Source organism: Nonomuraea composti (assembly GCF_012034275.1).
In the GTDB taxonomy this organism is placed as follows: domain Bacteria; phylum Actinomycetota; class Actinomycetes; order Streptosporangiales; family Streptosporangiaceae; genus Nonomuraea; species Nonomuraea composti.
The window spans coordinates 202,508-220,630 of sequence record NZ_JAATEP010000004.1 but is presented as its reverse complement, the minus strand read 5'-3'; the positions used below and the strand labels follow the sequence as shown (position 1 = coordinate 220,630).

Genomic DNA, 18,123 nt, shown 5'->3' with positions numbered 1-18,123 from the left:
CCGGCATCAGGCGGCTGTGACGGTCACGTCTCGCGCTGCGGGTGGTAGTCCTGCTCGGCGATGCCGAACGTCCACGCCACGCCCTCCCGTGCCCGCCGCACCCACGGCGGGACCCGCAGGAAGTACGTGCGGCTGGTGCCGTCGGGCTCCGGGGTGGAGTTGACCACCTCCACCATCACCAGCGGCTCGTCGTCGGGCAGCTCGACCCGCCACAACACGCCCGTCTCGTCGGACTGCACCGGCTCGGCGCCCGACTCCGCCAGGTAGCGGTCGATGCCGAAGTGCTCCAGCATGGCGCGGCGCAGCTCGGTGTTCGGCTCCGCGCGGATGCGCTCGGGGGTGAGGCCGGTCATCGTGGCGCCGAAACCCGGCGGGACGGGCATGCCGTGCCAGGCGTGCAGCGCGAAGCCGTCGGCGTACGAGATCGCCGGGCCGTCGGCGCGGTGCGGCCTGCCCAGGTCGTCGAGGTGCAGCTCCACGGGGCGCTCGGTGACGATGGCGAGCCGCTCGTACGGCCACCACCAGCCCGCCTGCCCGGCCACCCGCTTGAGCCCATCGAGCCCGTCGAACGCCGACAACCAGGGGGCGTCGTGCTGCCCGAGCACCGCGTCGAGCGTCACCCGCCGCAGGCTCTCCCCGATCTGACCGGCATCCAGCGCCGCGGCCCAGTCGGCGATGGCGCGGCGGAGGTCGCTGACCAGCCGCTCGGCCTGGGGCCACAGCCGCCCGCCCGTCTCGGCCCAGTGCTGCGCCCACCCGGCGTGCCCCAGCTCGGCGCACGCCGCCGCCCTGGCCCGCTCCCACGGCCCGGTGCGGATCGCATCGCGCACCAGCCGCCCGGGATCGCCGGCCTCCAGCACGGCGAGCACCGCCGGGTCGGCGAGCACCGCTCCGGCGGACGCGGCCGGGTCGGCGGGCGTGGCCGAATCGGCGGGCGCCACCTGGGCAGCGAGGGCGGAGGCTTGTGCTTGTCGGAGGCCCGCGCGCAAGCGGGCGTCGCCGGTCAGCCAGGCCGCCACGATCGCGCCCGCCAAGGGGGACGGCAGGACGAGCACGTGCTCGGGCTCGGCCAGGCCCGCCTCGCGGTACGCCTGCCGAACCGCCGCCTCGAGCCCCGAGCCGGGACCGGTCGCGACCGTGACGCGTTCCCATGTCATGGTCGTCATCAGTCGGCCACCACCCGGTAGGAGCCGGGCACGTACTCGCGCTGCCGCACCACGCGGTACCAGCCCTTGGGCAGCGAGATCGCGGCGTGCTCCTCGTGGACGAGCCGACCGCCCTCGGGCAGGTGCAGGAAACCGCGGGACAGCGTGCCGGGGCCGGGGATGGCGTGGCAGTGCCCGGTGGCCTCGCCGTGCGCCAGCACGAGCCGCCCGCGGGCGTCGCGCGGCTCGGGGCGCAGCCCGGCGGGCACGGACTCCTCGGGCACGGGGACGATCAGGATGTCGCCCTGTCGGTACATCGACCAACCTCCAGAAGATCGGGGGGATGGTCGAAAGCTAGCGGGGGGCACCGACAGAATCGCGGGTGTAGCCGCTCGTGCTGGTGTAGCCGGCCGCGTTGGTGGCGGTGACGGTGGTCCAGGGCCAGGTGTAGGGGACCCACGCGGATTCGAGCCGGGCCCCGCGCGATTCCGCTGGGGCCGGGCCCGCATCGGGCCGGCTCTGCCAGGGTCGGCCCTGCCAGTGGCGTTCCTGGGGGACGACCGCGCCGCCCGGTTCGAAGCGCAGGGTGCCGCCCTTGAGGTGGTAGCCCTCGACGAGGACGCCGGGCCGCCCGTCCAGCTCGTGCGGGATCGCGTTGACGATGATGGGCTGCTGCCAGCCGGCGGCGATGTCGTCGGCCAGGGAGGGCGTGTCGTAGCGGGCCTGGCAGGTGAAGAAGGGGTCCCACCCGTACGAGATGATCTTGGCGGCGTGCGGTCCCGCGGCCATCACCTGCTGGTCGAGCCGGGCCTTGGTGGTGCGCCCGCGCGGCGGCAGCGGGTCGGCGCGCCCGCACTCGCCGGCGGCCGGTGTGGGTTCGAAGCCCTCGGCGTTCACCCACAGCTCGACCCCGTCGGGCACCCGGCGGGCCGCCGCCGCGATGTAGGCGCTGGTAGGCCCGTAGTACGCCTGCTCGTTGGTGACGTCTCCGACGACGGGGACGAGCCGCGGCGCCACCTTGGCGGGGCCGTCCTGGGGGCCGTGGACGGGGACCTTGCCGGTGCCGCGCCCGTCCTGGACGGCGACGGCCATGGGGGCGCCGGCCCGGGTGCCCGCGATGGCGGCCAGCCCTTGCTCCACCTGGGACGGCGGGAAGCCGCGGCCGCGCCGGGCGTCGATGTAGGGGCTGACGACGATCCTCTTGCCGGGCAGCGCGGCGGCGACGACGGCGTGCTGGGCGGCGTACAGGGAGATGATCGGGTCGTTGCGCGCCCGCGTGCGCATGGCCAGCTCGAACGACTGGTACACCCCGCCGAACGAGGCCAGCCCGGCGAACCGGGCCCGGTAGTCGGCCAGCACGCGGGCGGTGAACGCGTTGAGCGCGGCGGTGTGGGCGGTGTCGGGCTCCCACGGCTTGCCGGCGCGCTGCGCGGCGGCGGGCAGCCCGGGGTAGACGGTCATGCCGTACGCGTGCGCCTCCCGCATCAGGTTGCCCAGCCCGTCGCCGTCGGTGGCGACGAGCACGAGGTCGTGCTCGGCGGCGGTGCAGGTGTCGGCCAGCGTCAGCCGGTAGAAGGTACGCCCGCCGCCGTCGATCCGCCGGTCGATGCCGGGGCAGCGCAGCATGCCGGGCCCGAACTCCTCGCTGGTCGCGTACGTGTAGACGTGGCGGACGCGCACCCCGGGCACCTCGGCGCAGGGCCGCCCGCCGGCGGCGCAGGCGGGGAAGTCGGGGTCGGGCCGGGCGTTGAACCGGGGCCCGAAGGTGATGAGCGTGTCGCCGCCGATGGCGTGGACGGCCTCGACCATGCGCTGGGTGACGCACCGGTCGGCGCGTGGCATCACCCAGTAGCCGCTGACGGCGTAGGGGGCGATGACCCGGGTGTCACGGGCCGGGCACTCCTGCGGCTCGGGGTCGCCGGGGACGACCATGCCCACGACGAAGGCGACCGCCACGACCAGCCACAGAGCCTTCTGCACTCACGCCCCTTTCACGCCCGTCCTCCAGCCTACGCGGCGACCCCGCCGCGGGCAGTCACGATCCGATCGCGGAGAATGACATCATGCGGATCGATCTCAGTGGTAAGACGGCGCTGGTCACCGGCTCGACCCAGGGCATCGGCGCGGCCATCGCCACCGGGCTGGCGCGGGCGGGGGCCCGGGTGGGCGTCAACGGCCGCGGCGAGGGCTCGGTGGCGGCGGCCATCGAGCGGATGGACGGCGAGCGCATCGAGGCCGAGCGGGTCAGCGGCGAGCGGTTGCGTTACGACCTGGTGGCGGCGCCGGGCGACGTCTCGACCGACGAGGGCTGCGAGCGCGTGGTCCGGATGTTGCCGCACGTGGACATCCTGGTGAACAACCTGGGCATCTTTGGCGCGAAGCCGGCGCTGGAGATCGGCGACGACGAGTGGCGGCGCTACTTCGAGGTCAACGTGCTGGCGGCGGTCCGGCTGACCCGCGCGTACCTGCCGGGGATGCGGGAGCGCGGCTGGGGCCGGATCCAGTACATCGCCAGCGACTCGGCCGTCGTCATCCCGCAGGAGATGATCCATTACGGCATGACGAAGACGGCGTTGCTGGCGGTCTCCAGGGGGTTCGCCAAGGAGGCCGCCGGCAGCGGGGTCACGGTCAACTCGGTGATCGCGGGGCCGACGCACACGGGGGGCGTGGAGGAGTTCGTCTACCAGCTCGTGGACAGGGAGCTGCCGTGGGAGGAGGCGCAGCGGGAGTTCATGCGGCTGCACCGGCCGCAGTCGCTGCTCCAGCGCCTGATCGAGCCGGAGGAGATCGCGAACCTGGTCGTCTACCTGAGCTCGCCGCTCGCGTCCGCGACGACGGGCGCGGCGGTGCGGGTGGACGGCGGGTACGTGGACTCGATCCTGCCCTGACCCAGGGAATCAGTACGACTGCAGCTCGATGAGGTTGCCCTCGGGGTCGCGCAGGTGGGCGGTGCGCAGGGTGGGCGCCCAGCCGGGGCGGTCCTGGGGCGGGGCGACCACGGTGGCGCCGTGCCCGGCCAGGCGGGTGGCCGCCGCGTCCACGTCGTCCACCTTCATGACCAGCATCGCCGTGTCCCGGCCGGACGGCGGCAGGTCGGTGGTGCCGATCGCCTCGGCGAGCCGGTCCCGTCCGAACAGGACGAGGCCGGCCTCGCCGCCGATGTCCCAGTTGGCGTAGCCGGGCAGGACCTTCACCGGATCGACGCCGAGCAGCTCGCGCAGCACGGGGCGGTAGAAGGCGACGGCGGCGGGGAAGTCGCGCACGAGCAGGCGGGGGTAGAGGGCGTCCATCCTGAAGCCTCCAAATAGTTGGTGACTACCAATGATTGGTGACACCCTACACTTGGACACCATGGACCTGCCGCCCACCCTGCTCGCGACCACCACGTTCGTCCTGCACAAGGTCGGCGCGGGCAGCCGGCGCGCCCTGGCGGGGCGGCTGGCGGACGAGACGGGGCTGAGCCTGTGGGAGTTCGCGGCGCTGGCGGCGCTGGCCGACTTCGGGCCGGCCGCGCAGCGCGAGGTCGGCGACCGGCTGGGGCTGGACCCGAGCGACATGGTGCGGCTGATGGACGGGCTGATCGTGGCGGGGCTGAGCGAGCGCGACCGCGACCCGGCCGACCGGCGCCGCTACCGGCTGTCGCTCACCCCTGAGGGGCGCCGGGCGTTCGAGCGGGCGCGGGAGCTGGTGGAGCGCGTGGAGCGGGAGACGCTGGCGCCGCTGACCCGGGCCGAGCGGGAACGGCTGCGCGAGCTGGTGACGAAGATCTTCACTCGTTGATCGCGAGCGGCCCCGCCGGACCCTGCGCACCCGCGACGACCAGGGGCCCGGCCATTTCCGTGATAGCCATGCCCAATCACCGGAAACGGCTGCGGAAAAACGGCGGTAACACCGTTCACAAGCGTCACACAAGCGCTCTTTGCAGGCCCATACAGATCATGTTAGAAGGGAGGGAAGCAGAGAGGACCGGGCACAGTGACGGTGATTCTCGACAGCATCTCCGTACGGCAGCGCGGAGAGACCTGGCTCGACGACATAAACCTCGAATTATCCGACGGAATGACCACCCTCATCGGCCCGATGACGGCCGGAAAGACGACGTTGATGCGCGTCGTCGCCGGCCTGCTGACCCCCGATTCGGGCCGCGTCGTGGTCGACGGGAAAGATGTCACGAAAATCTCCGTGCGAAAACGTTCGGTGGCTTTCGTCTACCAGCAATTCATCAATTACCCGTCGCTGACCGTCTACGAGAACATCGCCTCCCCCCTCCGCCTCGACCCCCGCTTCCGCCGCGCCGGCATCGACCGGCGGGTGCGCGAGGTGGCCGAGCTGATGGGCATCGTGGGCCTGCTGGAGCGCCGCCCGTCCGAGCTGTCGGGCGGGCAGCAGCAGCGCACGGCGATCGCCCGCGCGCTGGCCCGCCCCGTGGACGTGCTGCTGCTCGACGAGCCGCTGGCCAACCTGGACTTCAAGCTGCGCGAGCAGTTGCGCGCCGACCTGAAGACCATGTTCGGCGGCTCCTCGGGCGTGGTGCTCTACTCGACCGCCGATCCGAACGAGGCGCTGACGTTCGCCGCGCCGACCGTGGTCCTGGGCGAGGGCCGGGTGCAGCACGCCGGTGACGTCGCCGACATGTACGCGCACCCGCCGACGCTCGCGGTGGCGGCCACGCTCAGCGACCCGCCGCTCAACCTGCTGCCCGGCGTGGTCAGGGACGGCCGGATCGAGCTGCTCGGCACGTCCTTCCCCGCGCCGCGCGCGCACGCCTCCGGGCAGGCGGTCATGCTCGGCATCCGCCCCCACCAGGTGACGATCGAGCCCGGCGGCCCCGGCGCGCTGGAGCTGCCCGCCGAGATCAGGCTCGCGGAGGTGACGGGCAGCGCGACGTTCCTGCACCTCCTCCTCCAGGGCGGCCGCCACCTGGTCGCCCACCTGCCGGGCACGCAGCTCTTCACGCCCGGCGAGCCGGCGGTCGCGTACGTGAACCCCGCGCACATCTTCGTCTTCGACGAGGCGGGCGGGTCGGGCGGCCGGCTGCTGGCCACCAGCGCCGCGGAGGTGGACCTGCATGGCTGACATCCGGCTGGAGGGCGTGGGCCACAGCTACGACGGCGGCCGGACGTGGGCGGTCAAGCCGATGACGTGGACCTGGCGCAGCGCGCGGGCGTACGCGCTGCTGGGCCCGAGCGGCTGCGGCAAGACGACGCTCCTGAACATCATCTCGGGCCTGATCACCCCCACCGAGGGCCGCGTCTTCTTCGACGACCGCGACGTGACCGGCGTGCCCACCAGGGGCCGCGACATCGCGCAGGTCTTCCAGTTCCCCGTCCTGTACGAGGAGATGTCCGTCTACGACAACCTCGCCTTCCCGCTCAGGAACAGGAAGGTGCCCAAGCAGGAGGTGGACCGGCGGGTCCGCCAGGTCTCGCGGCTGCTCGGCCTCGACCAGGTGCTCGGCCGCAGGTCACGCCGGCTGGACGCGGGCCGCCAGCAGATCGTCAGCCTGGGCCGCGGCCTGGTCCGCTCGCAGGTGGCCGCCGTCCTGCTCGACGAGCCGCTGACGGTGGTGGACCCGGCGCTGAAGTGGACGCTGCGCAGCAAGCTCAAGGAGATCCACCGCGAGACCGGTCACACGCTGATCTACGTCACGCACGACCAGACGGAGGCGCTGACGTTCGCCGACGAGGTGGTGGTGCTCAACGAGGGGGCGATCGTGCAGGCCGGCGAGCCGTCGGAGCTGTTCCTGTCGCCGGCGCACGAGTTCGTCGGGCACTTCATCGGCTCGCCCGGCATGAACATGCTGCCCGCCGAGGTCGTCGGCCACGTCGTACGGGTCGGCGCGGCCGAGGTGGGCACCACGAAGGACGACCTGCCGCCCGGCCCGGTGCGGATCGGGGTGCGGCCGGAGTTCGTCCGGATCGCCCCGGCCGGCACCTCGCCGGGTGTGCCCGCCCGGGTGACCGGGATCGACCGGATGGGCGCGTACGACCTGGTCCACACGCTGGTCGGTGAGCACCCGGTGATCGCCAAGACCGAGGCGGGCTCCCCCTACCGGCCGGACGCGGCCGAGTACCTGCACTTCCCCGCCGAGCGCACGTTCCTGTTCCGCGACCAGGTCAGATGCGGCTCCCTCGCGCCGCTCGACGGAAGGGGGCCGGCGTGAGCGTCGCAGGCAGCCAGGTGGGCGGCGAGGTCGTAGCCGCGGAGGCGCCGCCGCCGCAGGCCGAGGAGGAGGCGCCGCGCGCCGCGCTGAAACGCAAGGACAACCGGGCCTGGTGGCTGGTCCTGCCGGTCGTGGTGTCGGTGGCGTTCACCGCCGTGATCCCGCTGATGACCGTGGTCAACTTCTCCGTGCAGGACGTCTTCAGCCCGGTCGACCGGGTCTTCGTCGGCCTGGAGTGGTTCCGGACGATCTCCCGCGACCCCGAGGTGCGGGCCGCGCTGGTGCGCACGCTGCTGTTCTCCTTGCAGGTGCTGCTGCTGGAGATCCCCCTCGGCGTGGCGCTGGCCGTGGTGATGCCGCGCAGGGGCGTGTGGGTGTCGGTCGCGCTGGTGCTGGTCGCGCTGCCGCTGCTCATTCCGTGGAACGTGGTCGGCACGATCTGGCAGATCTTCGCCCGCGGCGACATCGGGCTGGGCGGCTGGACCGTCAACAACGTGCTCGGCATCAACTTCAACTACACGCTGGACTCCACCGACGCCTGGATCACGGTCCTGGTCATGGACGTGTGGCACTGGACTCCGCTGGTGGCGCTGCTGGCGTACGCGGGGCTGCGCTCGATCCCCGAGCCGTACTTCCAGGCCGCGCAGATCGACGGCGCCTCGGCGTGGGCCACGTTCCGGCACATCCAGTTGCCCCGGCTGCGCGGGGTGCTGACGATCGCGGTCCTGCTCAGGTTCATGGACAGCTTCATGATCTACACCGAGCCGTTCGTGGTGACCGGCGGCGGGCCCGGCAACGCGACCTCGTTCCTCAGCATCCTGCTGTCGAAGATCGCGGTCGGCCAGTTCGACGTGGGGCCCGCGGCGGCGTTCTCGCTGCTGTACTTCCTGATCGTGCAGGTCTTCTGCTACGTCTTCTTCACCGTGCTCACCAGGTCGGGGAGGTGAGCGCGATGACCAAGAGGCTGCCGTGGGCGCGCACGGTCTTCTGGTTGTACGTGGCCACGCTCATGCTGCCACTGCTGTGGATGTTCGGCATGTCGATCCGGCCGAACGAGGACATCCTCGGCAGTTTCTCGCTCGTGCCGCAACGGGTCACCTTCGCCAACTACGCCACTTTCTTCACCGACTCGGCGTGGTATTCGAGCTATCTGAACTCCATCATCTACACGTCGCTGAACGCGGTGATGTCGCTCGTCGTGGCGCTGCCCGCCGCGTACGCGTTCTCGCGTTTCCGATTCGCCGGCGACAAGCACCTGTTCTTCTGGCTGCTGACCAATCGCATGGCCCCGCCCGCGGTATTCCTGCTGCCGTTCTTCCAGATTTACCAGAGCGTCGGCCTGTTCGACACGCACCTCGGCGTGGCCATCGCGCACATGCTGTTCAACGTGCCGCTCGCGGTGTGGATACTCGAAGGATTCATGTCCGGAATTCCGCGGGAAATAGACGAGACCGCGGCGATCGACGGATATTCGCTGCCCCGGTTCTTCGTCAGGATCTTCCTGCCGATGATCCGGTCGGCGATCGGCGTCACGCTGTTCTTCTGCTTCATGTTCAGCTGGGTCGAGCTGCTGATCGCCCGGACGATCACCTCGGTCGACGCCAAGCCGATCGCCGCCACGATGACGCGCACCGTGAGCGCGGCCGGCGTCGACTGGGGCCTGCTGGCCACGGCGGGCGTGCTCACCATCGTGCCCGGCGCCATCGTCATCTGGTTCGTCCGCAACTACATCGCCAAGGGCTTCGCGCTGGGGAGGGTCTAGCGATGCTCGACTGGATGGTCTGGACCGTCCCCACGGCCCTGGTGTTCGCCGGGCTGGCCCTCCTGCTGGTCGTCATGGCCGTCTGGGCGCGCCTCTCCCCGCCGGTGGCCAGGCGGGGGTTCCTGCGCATCGAGACCGACCGGGGCGACCGGCTCTACATCGGCCTGATCAGCGCCGCCGTCGTGCTGGCCGGCTGGATCGCGATCACCGACCTGTCCATGTGGCTCGCGCTCGGCTGCGCGCTGCTGGTGGCGGTCGTGATCGGCATTTGGGGTTAAGAGAGGAGCCGTACGATGAGGCATCGGGCACGCAGGTCCACGGCCGTCGGCCTGGCCGCCATCGCCCTGACAGCGGCCGGCTGCACCCAGGGCGCGGAGAAGCCCGCCAGCGACTACAAGGAGGCCGACGGCAAGGCCGCGGCCCAGCGGTGGGTGTCGGAGGAGTTCACGCCGAGCACGCTGAGCAAGGACCAGCAGCTCGCCGAGATGGACTGGTTCATCAAGGCCGCGGCCCCGTACCGGGGCATGCAGATCAACGTGGTCTCCGAGACGATCACCACGCACCAGTACGAGTCGCAGCAGCTCGCGAAGGCGTTCAGCGAGATCACCGGGATCAAGATCAAGCACGACCTGATCCAGGAAGGCGACGTCATCGAGAAGCTCCAGACGCAGATCCAGAGCAACCAGAACATCTACGACGCCTACGTCAACGACTCCGACCTCATCGGCACCCACTCGCGCGGCGACTACGTCTTCCCCCTGTCGGACTACATGGCCGGCGAGGGCAGGAACGTCACCTCCCCCACCCTCGACCTGAACGACTTCATCGGCATCAGCTTCACCACCGGCCCCGACAAGAAGGTCTACCAGCTGCCCGACCAGCAGTTCGCCAACCTCTACTGGTTCCGCTACGACTGGTTCACCGACCCCGAGATCAAGAAGCAGTTCAAGGCCGCGTACGGCTACGACCTCGGCGTCCCGGTCAACTGGGCGGCCTACGAGGACATCGCCGACTTCTTCACCAACAAGGTCAACGGCAACGGCACCATCGACGGCAAGAAGGTCTACGGCCACATGGACTACGGCCGCAAGGACCCGTCGCTGGGCTGGCGCTTCACCGACGCCTGGCTGTCGATGGCCGGCAACGGCGACCCCGGCATCCCCAACGGCCTGCCCGTGGACGACTGGGGCATCAGGGTGGAGAACTGCCGCCCGGTCGGCTCGTCCGTCACCCGCGGCGGCGACACCAACGGCCCCGCCTCCGTCTACGCGCTGACGAAGTACGTGGAATGGCTGAAGAAGTACGCGCCCCGCGAGGCGGCCGGCATGAACTTCAGCGAGGCCGGCCCCGTGCCCGCGCAGGGCAACATCGCCCAGCAGATCTTCTGGTACACCTCGTTCACGGCCGACATGACCAAGCCGGGGCTGCCGGTCGTCAACAGCGACGGCACCCCCAAGTGGCGCATCGCGCCGAGCCCGCACGGCGCGTACTGGAAGAACGGCAACAAGCTGGGCTACCAGGACGCCGGCTCGTGGACGCTGCTGAAGAGCACCCCGCAGGACCGGCGGGCGGCGGCCTGGCTGTACGCGCAGTTCGTCACCTCGAAGACGGTGTCGCTGAAGAAGTCGATCGTCGGGCTGACGTTCATCCGCGACTCCGACATCAAGAGCGACTACTTCTCCCAGAACTCCAAGAAGTACGGCGGCCTCATCGAGTTCTACAACTCCCCCGCCCGCAAGCAGTGGACGCCGACCGGCACGAACGTGCCCGACTACCCCAAGCTGGCGCAGCTCTGGTGGCAGAACGTGGCCACCGCCGTGACCGGCGAGACCACGCCCCAGCAGTCGATGGACAACCTGGCCAAGCAGCAGGACGAGATCCTGGCCCGGCTGGAGCGGCTCTCCCAGCAGCGGCAGGGGTACGGCGGCCAGTGCGCGCCCAAGCTGAACCCCGAGCGGCCCGCGCAGTACTGGCTCGACCAGCCCGGGGCTCCGGCGCCGAAGCTGGCCGACGAGCGGGGCAAGCCCGAGACGCTCGACTACGACAAGCTGATCGCCACCTGGAAGCAGGGCAACTGACCGATTCAGCCGGGCGGCGGCCTACTCCCTGAGCTGGGCCGCCAGCCAGTCGAAGGCCCGCTCCTGCATCGGCACGTCGAAGCTGTGCGGCACCTCGGCGAACACGGCCGCGTAGCTCTCGGGGGCGTCGCGGTACCGCTCGCCGATGATGGCGTGGGCGCGGCGCATGCCCTCCTCGGGGAAGAGCTCGTCGCGCAGGGCGTACTGGACCATGAGCGGGCCGGGCGCGCGGGCGGCCATCAGGTCCGGCCAGTCGCCCAGCCGGGCCAGGCCCGGCGGCCACAACATCCACGTGTGCCTGGGCACGTGCCGGTCGAGCAGGTCGCGGTAGGAGGAGGCCATCGCGGCGACGACGACCGCGCGCTGGTCCGGATCGAAGGCGCCGAGCAGCGCCGCCCGCAGGCCGCCGCCCGACAGGCCGGCACAGCCGACCGCGCCCACGTCGGGGCGCGAGCGCAGGTAGGCCGCCGCCGCCAGGTCCTCGCCGGCGACGACGCCGGTGAAGGAGGTGCCGAGCACGGTGCAGTACTTGGCGACGACGTGCTCGTGCGCCTTGGCCGCCGCGTCGTACCGATCGGCCTCGCTCAAAACCACCGCGCCGGTCTCGCCGGAAGGCGCCGCGCCGGTCTCGCCGGAAGGCGCCGCGCCGGTCTCGCCGGAAGGCGCCGCGCCGGTCTCGCCGGAAGGCGCTGCGCCGGTCTCACTGAGGGGCGCGCCCGGGGCGTCCCCACGCTGCGCCGCGGCGGGCGGCCCCTCAGCGATCTCCAGGGGGAAGCGGCGGCTGCCCCACGTCAACACGTCGTGCGCGAGCACCACGAAGCCGCGCCGGGCCAGCGCGTTCGCGAAGGCCCGGCCGCCGTAGATGGCGTCCCTGAGCCGCCGCACCTCGGGCGACGGCGGCTCCGGCCCGTCGGCGATCTTCTCCTTGCCCGCGTACTTCATGCCCGCGTGGCAGTGCAGCGCCACCACGCCGGGCAGCGGCCCGTCCGCGTCGCGCGGTTTGAGCAGGTACGCCCGGGTGCGCGGCCCGAACCCGACCGTCCACGACAGCTCCTCGCCGTGCAGGTCGCCGTCGGTCCAGGTGCGCTCGACGCGGACGTCGGCGGCGGCGAGGTCGAGCACCCCGATGGCGTCCCGGGCCGCCGCCCGCAGCTCTGGCCCGGGCAGCGCCGGGTACAGGCCGCGCTGCGCGGCGGCGATCCCGGCCAGCTCGGTGAAGACCCGCGCGGTCCCAAGCTGTTCAGACGACACGGGTGCCCTCTTCGGTGAGGCGGACGGGGGCTCCGGTGCGGGCCGAGACGTTGGCCGCGTGGCCGGTCAGGACGCTGCGGATGCCGTCGCGGTAGCCCGCCTGCCGCCTCAGCGGGTCGTCTCCCGCCCCACGGAAGACGTCGTCGAGCAGCAGCCGGTCGCCGCCGCCGTGCCCGCCGGCCCCGGTCTCGATGGGCACCTCCTCGGGCTCGCTCCAGTGCCGCCGCAGCAGCAGCCGCTCGGAGGAGCCGGTCGCGTGCTCCTTGGAGGCCGCGCTCGGGTCGACGGCGGCGTGCGGGGGCGTCCACTCCCGCTCGCACACGTCCAGCTCCAGCCGCCCGGCGGTGCCGTTGAAGGCGACGCGGTACCCCTCCCACGGGGCGTGGGCGTGCAGCGAGTACGTCAGGACGGCCCGGTTGGTGTAGCGCACCATGACGGACATGTTGTCGTCGATGGTGATGCCCTCGCCGAAGACGTCCCGGTCGCGCAGGTAGCCGTCCTCGTGCTCGGCGTCCAGGTAGAGCCGCTTGAGCCGCTCGTCCAGGGAGATGTCGAGCAGGAACGGGTCGGTGCCGAGCCCGGGTGCGCCGTGGGCGCGCTCGGGGCGGCCGGTCAGGCCGCGCTCGCGGGCGTTGCCGGCGCCGTAGAAGCGCAGGTCGGTCTGGGCGAAGACGAGCTCGGGCGCGGCGCCCAGCCACCAGTTGACCAGGTCGAAGTGGTGGGTGGACTTGTGCACGAGCAGCCCGCCGGAGCGAGCCCGGTCGCGGTGCCAGCGGCGGAAGTAGTCGGCGCCGTGGATGGTGTCGAGCAGCCACTCGAAGTGCACCGAGGTGACCTCGCCGATCGCGCCGTCCTGGAGGAGGCGGCGGACGGCGGAGTTGCGGGGCGAGTACCGGTAGTTGAAGGTGACGATCAGCCTGCCGGTGCCGCGCTCCGCGGCGGCGGCGATGGCCGCGCAGCCGTCGGCGTCGGTCGTGAGGGGTTTCTCCACGATGACGTCGCGGCCGGCGTCGAGCGCCGCGCACACGTACGTGGCGTGCGTGGCGTCGACGGTGGTGACGATGACCGCGTCGGCGAGCTCGAGCACCTTGCCGAACTCCTCGGGGGCGAAGCACGGCACCTGTCCGCCGATCCGCTCGGCGTAGTAGCCCATGCGGGTGCGGTTGGTGTCGCACAGGGCGACGATGGTGCCGGCGTCGCGCCACTCACCGAGCAGCGCGTCGACGTACATCTGCGCGCGGTGCCCGAGCCCGACGAACGCGTACCTCATGCCTGTCCCAATGACCTTTCGGCTCAGCCTGCGATGGAGGCGTTGACCTCGGTGATCAGCTTCTGCGCGGCGTCGTCGGGGGTCATGCGGCCGAACATGACCTCCTCGGAGTAGCGGGTGATGATGTCCTCGGTGGCGCTGGAGCCCTTCGGCGGGGCGGCCGGCGGGTCGCTCAGCTCGCTCTTGTTCTCCTCAAGGAAGGTGAGCGTCTTCTGGTCGGCCTCGGGGAGCTTGTCGCGCACCGCGGCCAGCACCTTGGAGCTGGCCGGCAGGCCGCGGTCGCTGAGGATGATCGCGCCCGCCTCGGGGTCGTTGATCATGAAGTCGATGAACTTGGCGGCCTCGGCGGCGTGCTCGGTCTTGGAGGAGGCGCTGTAGAACATGGCGGGCTGGGTGAACATGCCGCCCACGGTGGCGCCCTTGATCTTCGGCATCCGCAGCAGGTCGAGCTGCTGGCCCGAGGCCTTGGTGGCGGCGCCGAGCTGGTTGCTCCACCACATGCCCATGGCGCCGGTGTTGGTGCCGAGCAGCGACTGGTCGATGCTGGTGGCGCCGATCTCGGCGCTCTTGGCGGCGTCCGGCGCGCCCTTGCCCTTGATCAGGTTCTGCATGATCGACCACCATTCCTTGATGGTCTGGGGCGTCACGCCGAGCTTGTTGCCGTTGTAGAACTGCTCGCCCTTCTGCGTGGCGTAGATCTGCAGGTAGGCGGGGTTCCAGCTCAGCTGCGTGCCGATGACCTTGCCGCCGCTGCCGGCGGTGATCTTGTTGGCCAGCGCGACGTAGTCGTCCCACGTCCACGTCTTGTCGTCGGGGAGCTCGGCCTTGGACTGCTCGACCAGGGCCTTGTTGACGATCAGGGAGAAGGCGTTGACGCCGGTGGGGATGGCGTACTGCTTGCCGTCGATGGCGCCGGTGGCCAGCACCTTGGCGTCGATGTCGGCGGTGTTGACCTTGCCCGTCACGTCGGCGAGGGTGCCTCGGTCGGCGTACTCGCGCAGGCCGCGGATCTCCAGGCTCATGACGTCGGGCGCGTCGCTGCCGGCGACCTTGGTGGACAGCGTCTCGTAGTAGCTGGCCCAGTCCGAGAACTCGCCCTCGACGTCGATCGTCGGGTTCTTCGCCTCGAACTTCTTGATCGCCTCTTCGGTCATCTTCTGCCGCGCGTCACTGCCCCAATAGGAGAAGCGCAGCTTGATCTTGCCGTCGGCGGTCTCTCCGCCGCCGCTGCCACTGCCGCAGGCCGCGGTGACCGCCAGCACAGCGGTGGCGAGCAGGGCCGCCGACCACATCTTCTTGCCAGAGCTCACGGCTCTACCTCCTATGGGTGTTCACTGTCGGGGGGTGGAGGAGCTACTTCAGTCCCGTGGTGGCGACACCACGGATCAGGTATTTCTGGCCGGCCAGGAAGAACCCGAAGATGGGGCCGAGCGCGATGATCGACATGGCGAACATCGGGCCCCACGACGAATCGCTACTGGCGTCCAGGAACGTGCGCAACGCTACCGGTACGGTGAAGTTGTCGGGGTTGTTGAGATACAGGAGCTGGCTGAGGAAATCGTTCCACGTCCAGATGAACGTGAAGATCGCCGTCGTGGCCAGCGCGGGCATGCACAGCGGCATGACGACCCTGATGTAGATGCGCCAGTAGCCGGCGCCGTCGATCTCCGCGGCCTCGTCCAGCTCGCGCGGCAGCGTGCGGATGAACTGCACCATCAGGAAGATGAAGAACGCGTCGGTGGCCAGGATCTTCGGCATGACCAGCGGCCAGATCGTGTTGATCAGCCCGAGCTCGGAGAACATGATGTACTGCGGCACGATCGTCACGTGGTGCGGCAGCATGATGGTGCCCAGCATGATCGCGAACCAGAACTTCTTGAGCGGGAAGTTCAGCCGGGCGAAGGCGTAGGCGGCCAGCGAGCAGGCCACCAGGTTCGCCACCACGGAGATGGCGGTGACCACCGCGGAGTTCCACAGGTAGTAGCCGAAGGGGTGCTTGAGCGCGTACCAGCCCTCGGTGTAGTTCTCGAAGGTGATCTGGCTGGGCAGCAGGCCCGGCTCGCGGAAGATGAGCTCTTCCGGCTTCAGCGAGCTGGAGATCATCCAGAGCAGCGGATAGAGCATGACCAGGCCGAAGCCGATCAGCAGGATGTGCTTGGCCACCCGCCCGCCCCGGAACGGGCGGAACAGGACCGGGACCGGCCTACTTGGTGTCGCCATAGAAGACCCAATACTTGGAAGCGAGGAAGTTCACCCCGGTGAGCCCGGCGATGATGAGCAGCAGGACCCACGCCATCGCGGCGGCGTAGCCCATGTCGTAGTTCTTGAACCCCTCTAGGTAGAGGTAGAGCGTGTAGAACAGGGTGGAGTCGGCCGGGCCGCCCTTCCCGCCGCTGACGATGAACGCCTGCGTGAACGACTGGAACGACTTGATGAGCTCCAGCACGAGGTTGAAGAAGATGATCGGGGTCAGCAGCGGGATCGTGATCGACCTGAACTGCCGCCACTTGCCGGCGCCGTCCACGGAGGCGGCCTCGTAGTAGCTGCTCGGGATCTGGCGGAGCCCGGCCAGGAAGATGATCATCGGGGCGCCGAAGGTCCACACGTGCAGGAGGATCAGCGTGCCGAGCGCGTAGTCGGGGTGCCCGACCCAGCCGGGCCCCTCGATGCCGAACATCGCGAGCACCGCGTTGACCAGGCCGTCCGCGCCGAAGACCTTCCGCCACAGGATCGCGATCGCGACGCTGCCGCCGAGCAGCGAGGGCAGGTAGAAGATCGAGCGGTAGAACGACAGGCCGCGCAGGCCGCGGTCGAGCACCAGCGCGAGCGCGAGGGCGAAGGCGAGCTGCAGCGGCACCGAGACGATCACGTAGACCGTGGTCACCTGAAGCGAGTTCAGGAACCGGTCGTCCTCCGTGAACATCTTGATGTAGTTGTCGAAGCCGATCCACTTCGCCTCCTCCAGGAGGCTGTAGTCGGTGAACGACAGGTAGAGGGAGGCGAAGATCGGGCCGATCGTGATGACGAGCAGGCCGACGAACCAAGGGGCCAGGAAGAGATAGGCGGCCCGTGCCTCCCGGCGGGACCGTTTCGTGGAGCGGGGACCGCCGCGGGCGGGTTCGGGCACCGCGCGCCGGGGTTTCACCGCCACCGAAACTTCAGTCATCACGGACCTTCCGGCGAGAAGTGAATGGATAGCGCTTTCCTATAGCTGGCGGGAAAGTTGCGTCAACCCTTTGCAGGCGTTACATAGCCGTTACCGATATATCGACACGACGTTTCCGCAGCTAGCAAGCGCGACCACCAAATAAGTCTGATGAATTACGATCCGGATTAGTACAACCGTTTGCAGACTCCGCGTCATCGGGGAGCAGCGGTGGAGTCCCTGATCACGAGCCTGGTCTCCAGCGAGGTGGTGGCGCTGACCTCCTGGATGAGCAGGTCCACCGCCAGCCGCCCCGCGGCGGCCGTCGGCATGGCCACCGTGGTCAGCTTCGGGCGGTTCAGCCGGCCCGGCACGATGTCGTCTATCCCGACCACGCTCATGTCCTCCGGCACGCTCAGCCCCAGATCGCCCAGACCCTCGATGAGCCCGATGGCCACCAGGTCGTTGTAGGCCAGCACGCCCGTCACGCCCGAGTCGCGCACCCGGCCGGCGGCGGCGAACCCGCCCCGCTCCGTGGGCGCGTTCGGGCCGATGACGACGAGCTCCACCCCCGGCACCTGCTCGGCCGCCGTACGGATCTCGGCGCTCGTCCACGACCCGGCCGGGCCCGACACCAGCGCCACCCGCCGGTGCCCCAGCTCCGCCAGGTGCTCCACGGCCAGCCTCGCCCCGTGCCCGACGTCCATCAGCACGGTGGCCGCGCCGCGCAGCCGCCGGTTGATCACCACGAACGGCACCCGCTCCGCCAGCCGCTCCAGCGCCTTGTTCGACGAGCGCGGGCTGCACAGCACCACGCCGTCCACCTGCTTGGAGAACGCCTGGATCAGCTCCTCCTCGGCCGCCGGCTCCTCATCGGTGTCGGCCACGAACAGGTGGTAGTCGCGCTGCCTGGCCGCCGAGTGCGCCGCCTTGATCAGCGGCGGGAAGAACGGGTTGGCGATGTCGGCCACGATCAGGCCCAGGTTGTGGGTGCGCCCCGTCGTGAGCGCCCTGGCCGCCCGGTTGGGCCGGTAGCCCAGCTCCTCGGCCACCGTGAGCACCCTGCTCCGGGTGGCGGCGTTCACCATGTGCGGCGCGGAGAACGTCCGGGACACCGTCGAGACATGCACGCCGGAGGCCCTGGCCACATCACGAATCGTCACTGTCACAGTCGCACACCCTAACGCAACCGCTTGCAGAACCCATGAGGACGATGAAAGCGCTTGCCGCACGCCCCTGCCCCAGAAGTCCCAGGGAACCCCCAGCTAGACGGGCGGCGGAGAAATCGCCTCTTGACGCTTCACCCTTC

18 protein-coding genes are annotated in these 18,123 nt (G+C 70.4%); 8 read left to right on the top strand and 10 right to left on the bottom strand.

From position 1 onward, the window contains the following. Positions 1 to 23: 23 nt before the first annotated feature. The 3 genes from HCN51_RS08385 to HCN51_RS08375 are packed head-to-tail and all read right to left on the bottom strand — an operon-like array spanning position 24 to position 3,125. On the bottom strand, positions 24 to 1,166 hold the full coding sequence (locus tag HCN51_RS08385; protein WP_240972593.1) for a DUF6745 domain-containing protein: 1,143 nt from the start codon (positions 1,164 to 1,166) through the stop codon (positions 24 to 26). Further along, positions 1,166 to 1,462: a hypothetical protein gene (locus HCN51_RS08380; protein WP_080042628.1), complete on the bottom strand. Its 297-nt coding sequence runs from the start codon at positions 1,460 to 1,462 to the stop codon at positions 1,166 to 1,168. Before HCN51_RS08380 ends, HCN51_RS08385 begins: the two co-directional genes overlap by 1 nt. Positions 1,463 to 1,499: 37 nt before the next feature. Further along, a complete protein-coding gene (locus HCN51_RS08375; protein ID WP_168008404.1) occupies positions 1,500 to 3,125 on the bottom strand; it encodes a hypothetical protein in 1,626 nt (541 codons plus the stop codon). Between the two features lie 83 nt (positions 3,126 to 3,208). On the opposite strand from HCN51_RS08375, the gene HCN51_RS08370 reads away from it, so the two are divergent. Next, positions 3,209 to 4,033, top strand: a complete 825-nt coding sequence (locus HCN51_RS08370) for an SDR family NAD(P)-dependent oxidoreductase (protein ID WP_168008402.1) — start codon at positions 3,209 to 3,211, stop codon at positions 4,031 to 4,033. Between the two features lie 9 nt (positions 4,034 to 4,042). Here HCN51_RS08370 and HCN51_RS08365 read toward each other — a convergent pair whose 3' ends face one another. After that, positions 4,043 to 4,435, bottom strand: a complete 393-nt coding sequence (locus HCN51_RS08365; protein WP_168008400.1) for a VOC family protein — start codon at positions 4,433 to 4,435, stop codon at positions 4,043 to 4,045. A gap of 61 nt (positions 4,436 to 4,496) precedes the next feature. On the opposite strand from HCN51_RS08365, the gene HCN51_RS08360 reads away from it, so the two are divergent. The 7 genes from HCN51_RS08360 to HCN51_RS08330 all read left to right on the top strand — a co-directional run bounded on the left by HCN51_RS08360 (position 4,497) and on the right by HCN51_RS08330 (position 11,148). Continuing rightward, positions 4,497 to 4,925 carry a MarR family winged helix-turn-helix transcriptional regulator gene (locus HCN51_RS08360; RefSeq protein WP_168008398.1) on the top strand — a complete coding sequence of 143 codons (429 nt, stop codon included), beginning with the start codon at positions 4,497 to 4,499 and terminating at the stop codon, positions 4,923 to 4,925. A 195-nt stretch (positions 4,926 to 5,120) separates the two neighbouring features. Next, positions 5,121 to 6,221, top strand: coding sequence for an ATP-binding cassette domain-containing protein (locus HCN51_RS62180; protein ID WP_168008396.1), 1,101 nt, complete (start codon positions 5,121 to 5,123; stop codon positions 6,219 to 6,221). Next, positions 6,214 to 7,308: an ABC transporter ATP-binding protein gene (locus HCN51_RS08350; protein WP_080042633.1), complete on the top strand. Its 1,095-nt coding sequence runs from the start codon at positions 6,214 to 6,216 to the stop codon at positions 7,306 to 7,308. Before HCN51_RS62180 ends, HCN51_RS08350 begins: the two co-directional genes overlap by 8 nt. Next, positions 7,305 to 8,255, top strand: coding sequence for an ABC transporter permease subunit (locus tag HCN51_RS59210; RefSeq protein WP_206066715.1), 951 nt, complete (start codon positions 7,305 to 7,307; stop codon positions 8,253 to 8,255). The genes HCN51_RS08350 and HCN51_RS59210 overlap by 4 nt, the downstream gene beginning before the upstream one ends. Positions 8,256 to 8,260: 5 nt before the next feature. Next, complete coding sequence (locus HCN51_RS08340; RefSeq protein WP_080042635.1) at positions 8,261 to 9,070, top strand: carbohydrate ABC transporter permease; 810 nt, start codon at positions 8,261 to 8,263, stop codon at positions 9,068 to 9,070. 2 nt (positions 9,071 to 9,072) lie between these two features. Beyond that, a complete protein-coding gene (locus tag HCN51_RS08335) occupies positions 9,073 to 9,348 on the top strand; it encodes a DUF2160 domain-containing protein (RefSeq protein WP_080042636.1) in 276 nt (91 codons plus the stop codon). A 15-nt stretch (positions 9,349 to 9,363) separates the two neighbouring features. After that, positions 9,364 to 11,148 carry an ABC transporter substrate-binding protein gene (locus HCN51_RS08330; RefSeq protein WP_168008392.1) on the top strand — a complete coding sequence of 595 codons (1,785 nt, stop codon included), beginning with the start codon at positions 9,364 to 9,366 and terminating at the stop codon, positions 11,146 to 11,148. Between the two features lie 21 nt (positions 11,149 to 11,169). Here the strand turns inward: HCN51_RS08330 and HCN51_RS08325 are convergent, their stop codons facing one another. From HCN51_RS08325 to HCN51_RS08300, 6 genes are all read right to left on the bottom strand, one after another. Continuing rightward, complete coding sequence (locus HCN51_RS08325; protein ID WP_168008390.1) at positions 11,170 to 12,399, bottom strand: tol-pal system YbgF family protein; 1,230 nt, start codon at positions 12,397 to 12,399, stop codon at positions 11,170 to 11,172. Further along, positions 12,389 to 13,669, bottom strand: coding sequence for a Gfo/Idh/MocA family protein (locus HCN51_RS08320; protein ID WP_168008388.1), 1,281 nt, complete (start codon positions 13,667 to 13,669; stop codon positions 12,389 to 12,391). The genes HCN51_RS08325 and HCN51_RS08320 overlap by 11 nt, the downstream gene beginning before the upstream one ends. Before the next feature lie 23 nt (positions 13,670 to 13,692). Next, positions 13,693 to 14,979 (bottom strand): extracellular solute-binding protein, encoded by a 1,287-nt coding sequence (locus tag HCN51_RS08315; RefSeq protein ID WP_168008386.1) that lies wholly within the window; start codon positions 14,977 to 14,979, stop codon positions 13,693 to 13,695. 43 nt (positions 14,980 to 15,022) lie between these two features. Then, positions 15,023 to 15,889, bottom strand: a complete 867-nt coding sequence (locus tag HCN51_RS08310; RefSeq protein ID WP_080042641.1) for a carbohydrate ABC transporter permease — start codon at positions 15,887 to 15,889, stop codon at positions 15,023 to 15,025. Further along, the gene (locus tag HCN51_RS08305) at positions 15,873 to 16,835 is read right to left on the bottom strand and encodes a carbohydrate ABC transporter permease (RefSeq protein ID WP_168008384.1); all 963 of its coding nucleotides are present in this window, start codon (positions 16,833 to 16,835) and stop codon (positions 15,873 to 15,875) included. Before HCN51_RS08305 ends, HCN51_RS08310 begins: the two co-directional genes overlap by 17 nt. A gap of 194 nt (positions 16,836 to 17,029) precedes the next feature. Beyond that, positions 17,030 to 17,983 carry a LacI family DNA-binding transcriptional regulator gene (locus tag HCN51_RS08300; protein WP_155128488.1) on the bottom strand — a complete coding sequence of 318 codons (954 nt, stop codon included), beginning with the start codon at positions 17,981 to 17,983 and terminating at the stop codon, positions 17,030 to 17,032. Positions 17,984 to 18,123 lie beyond the last annotated feature (140 nt).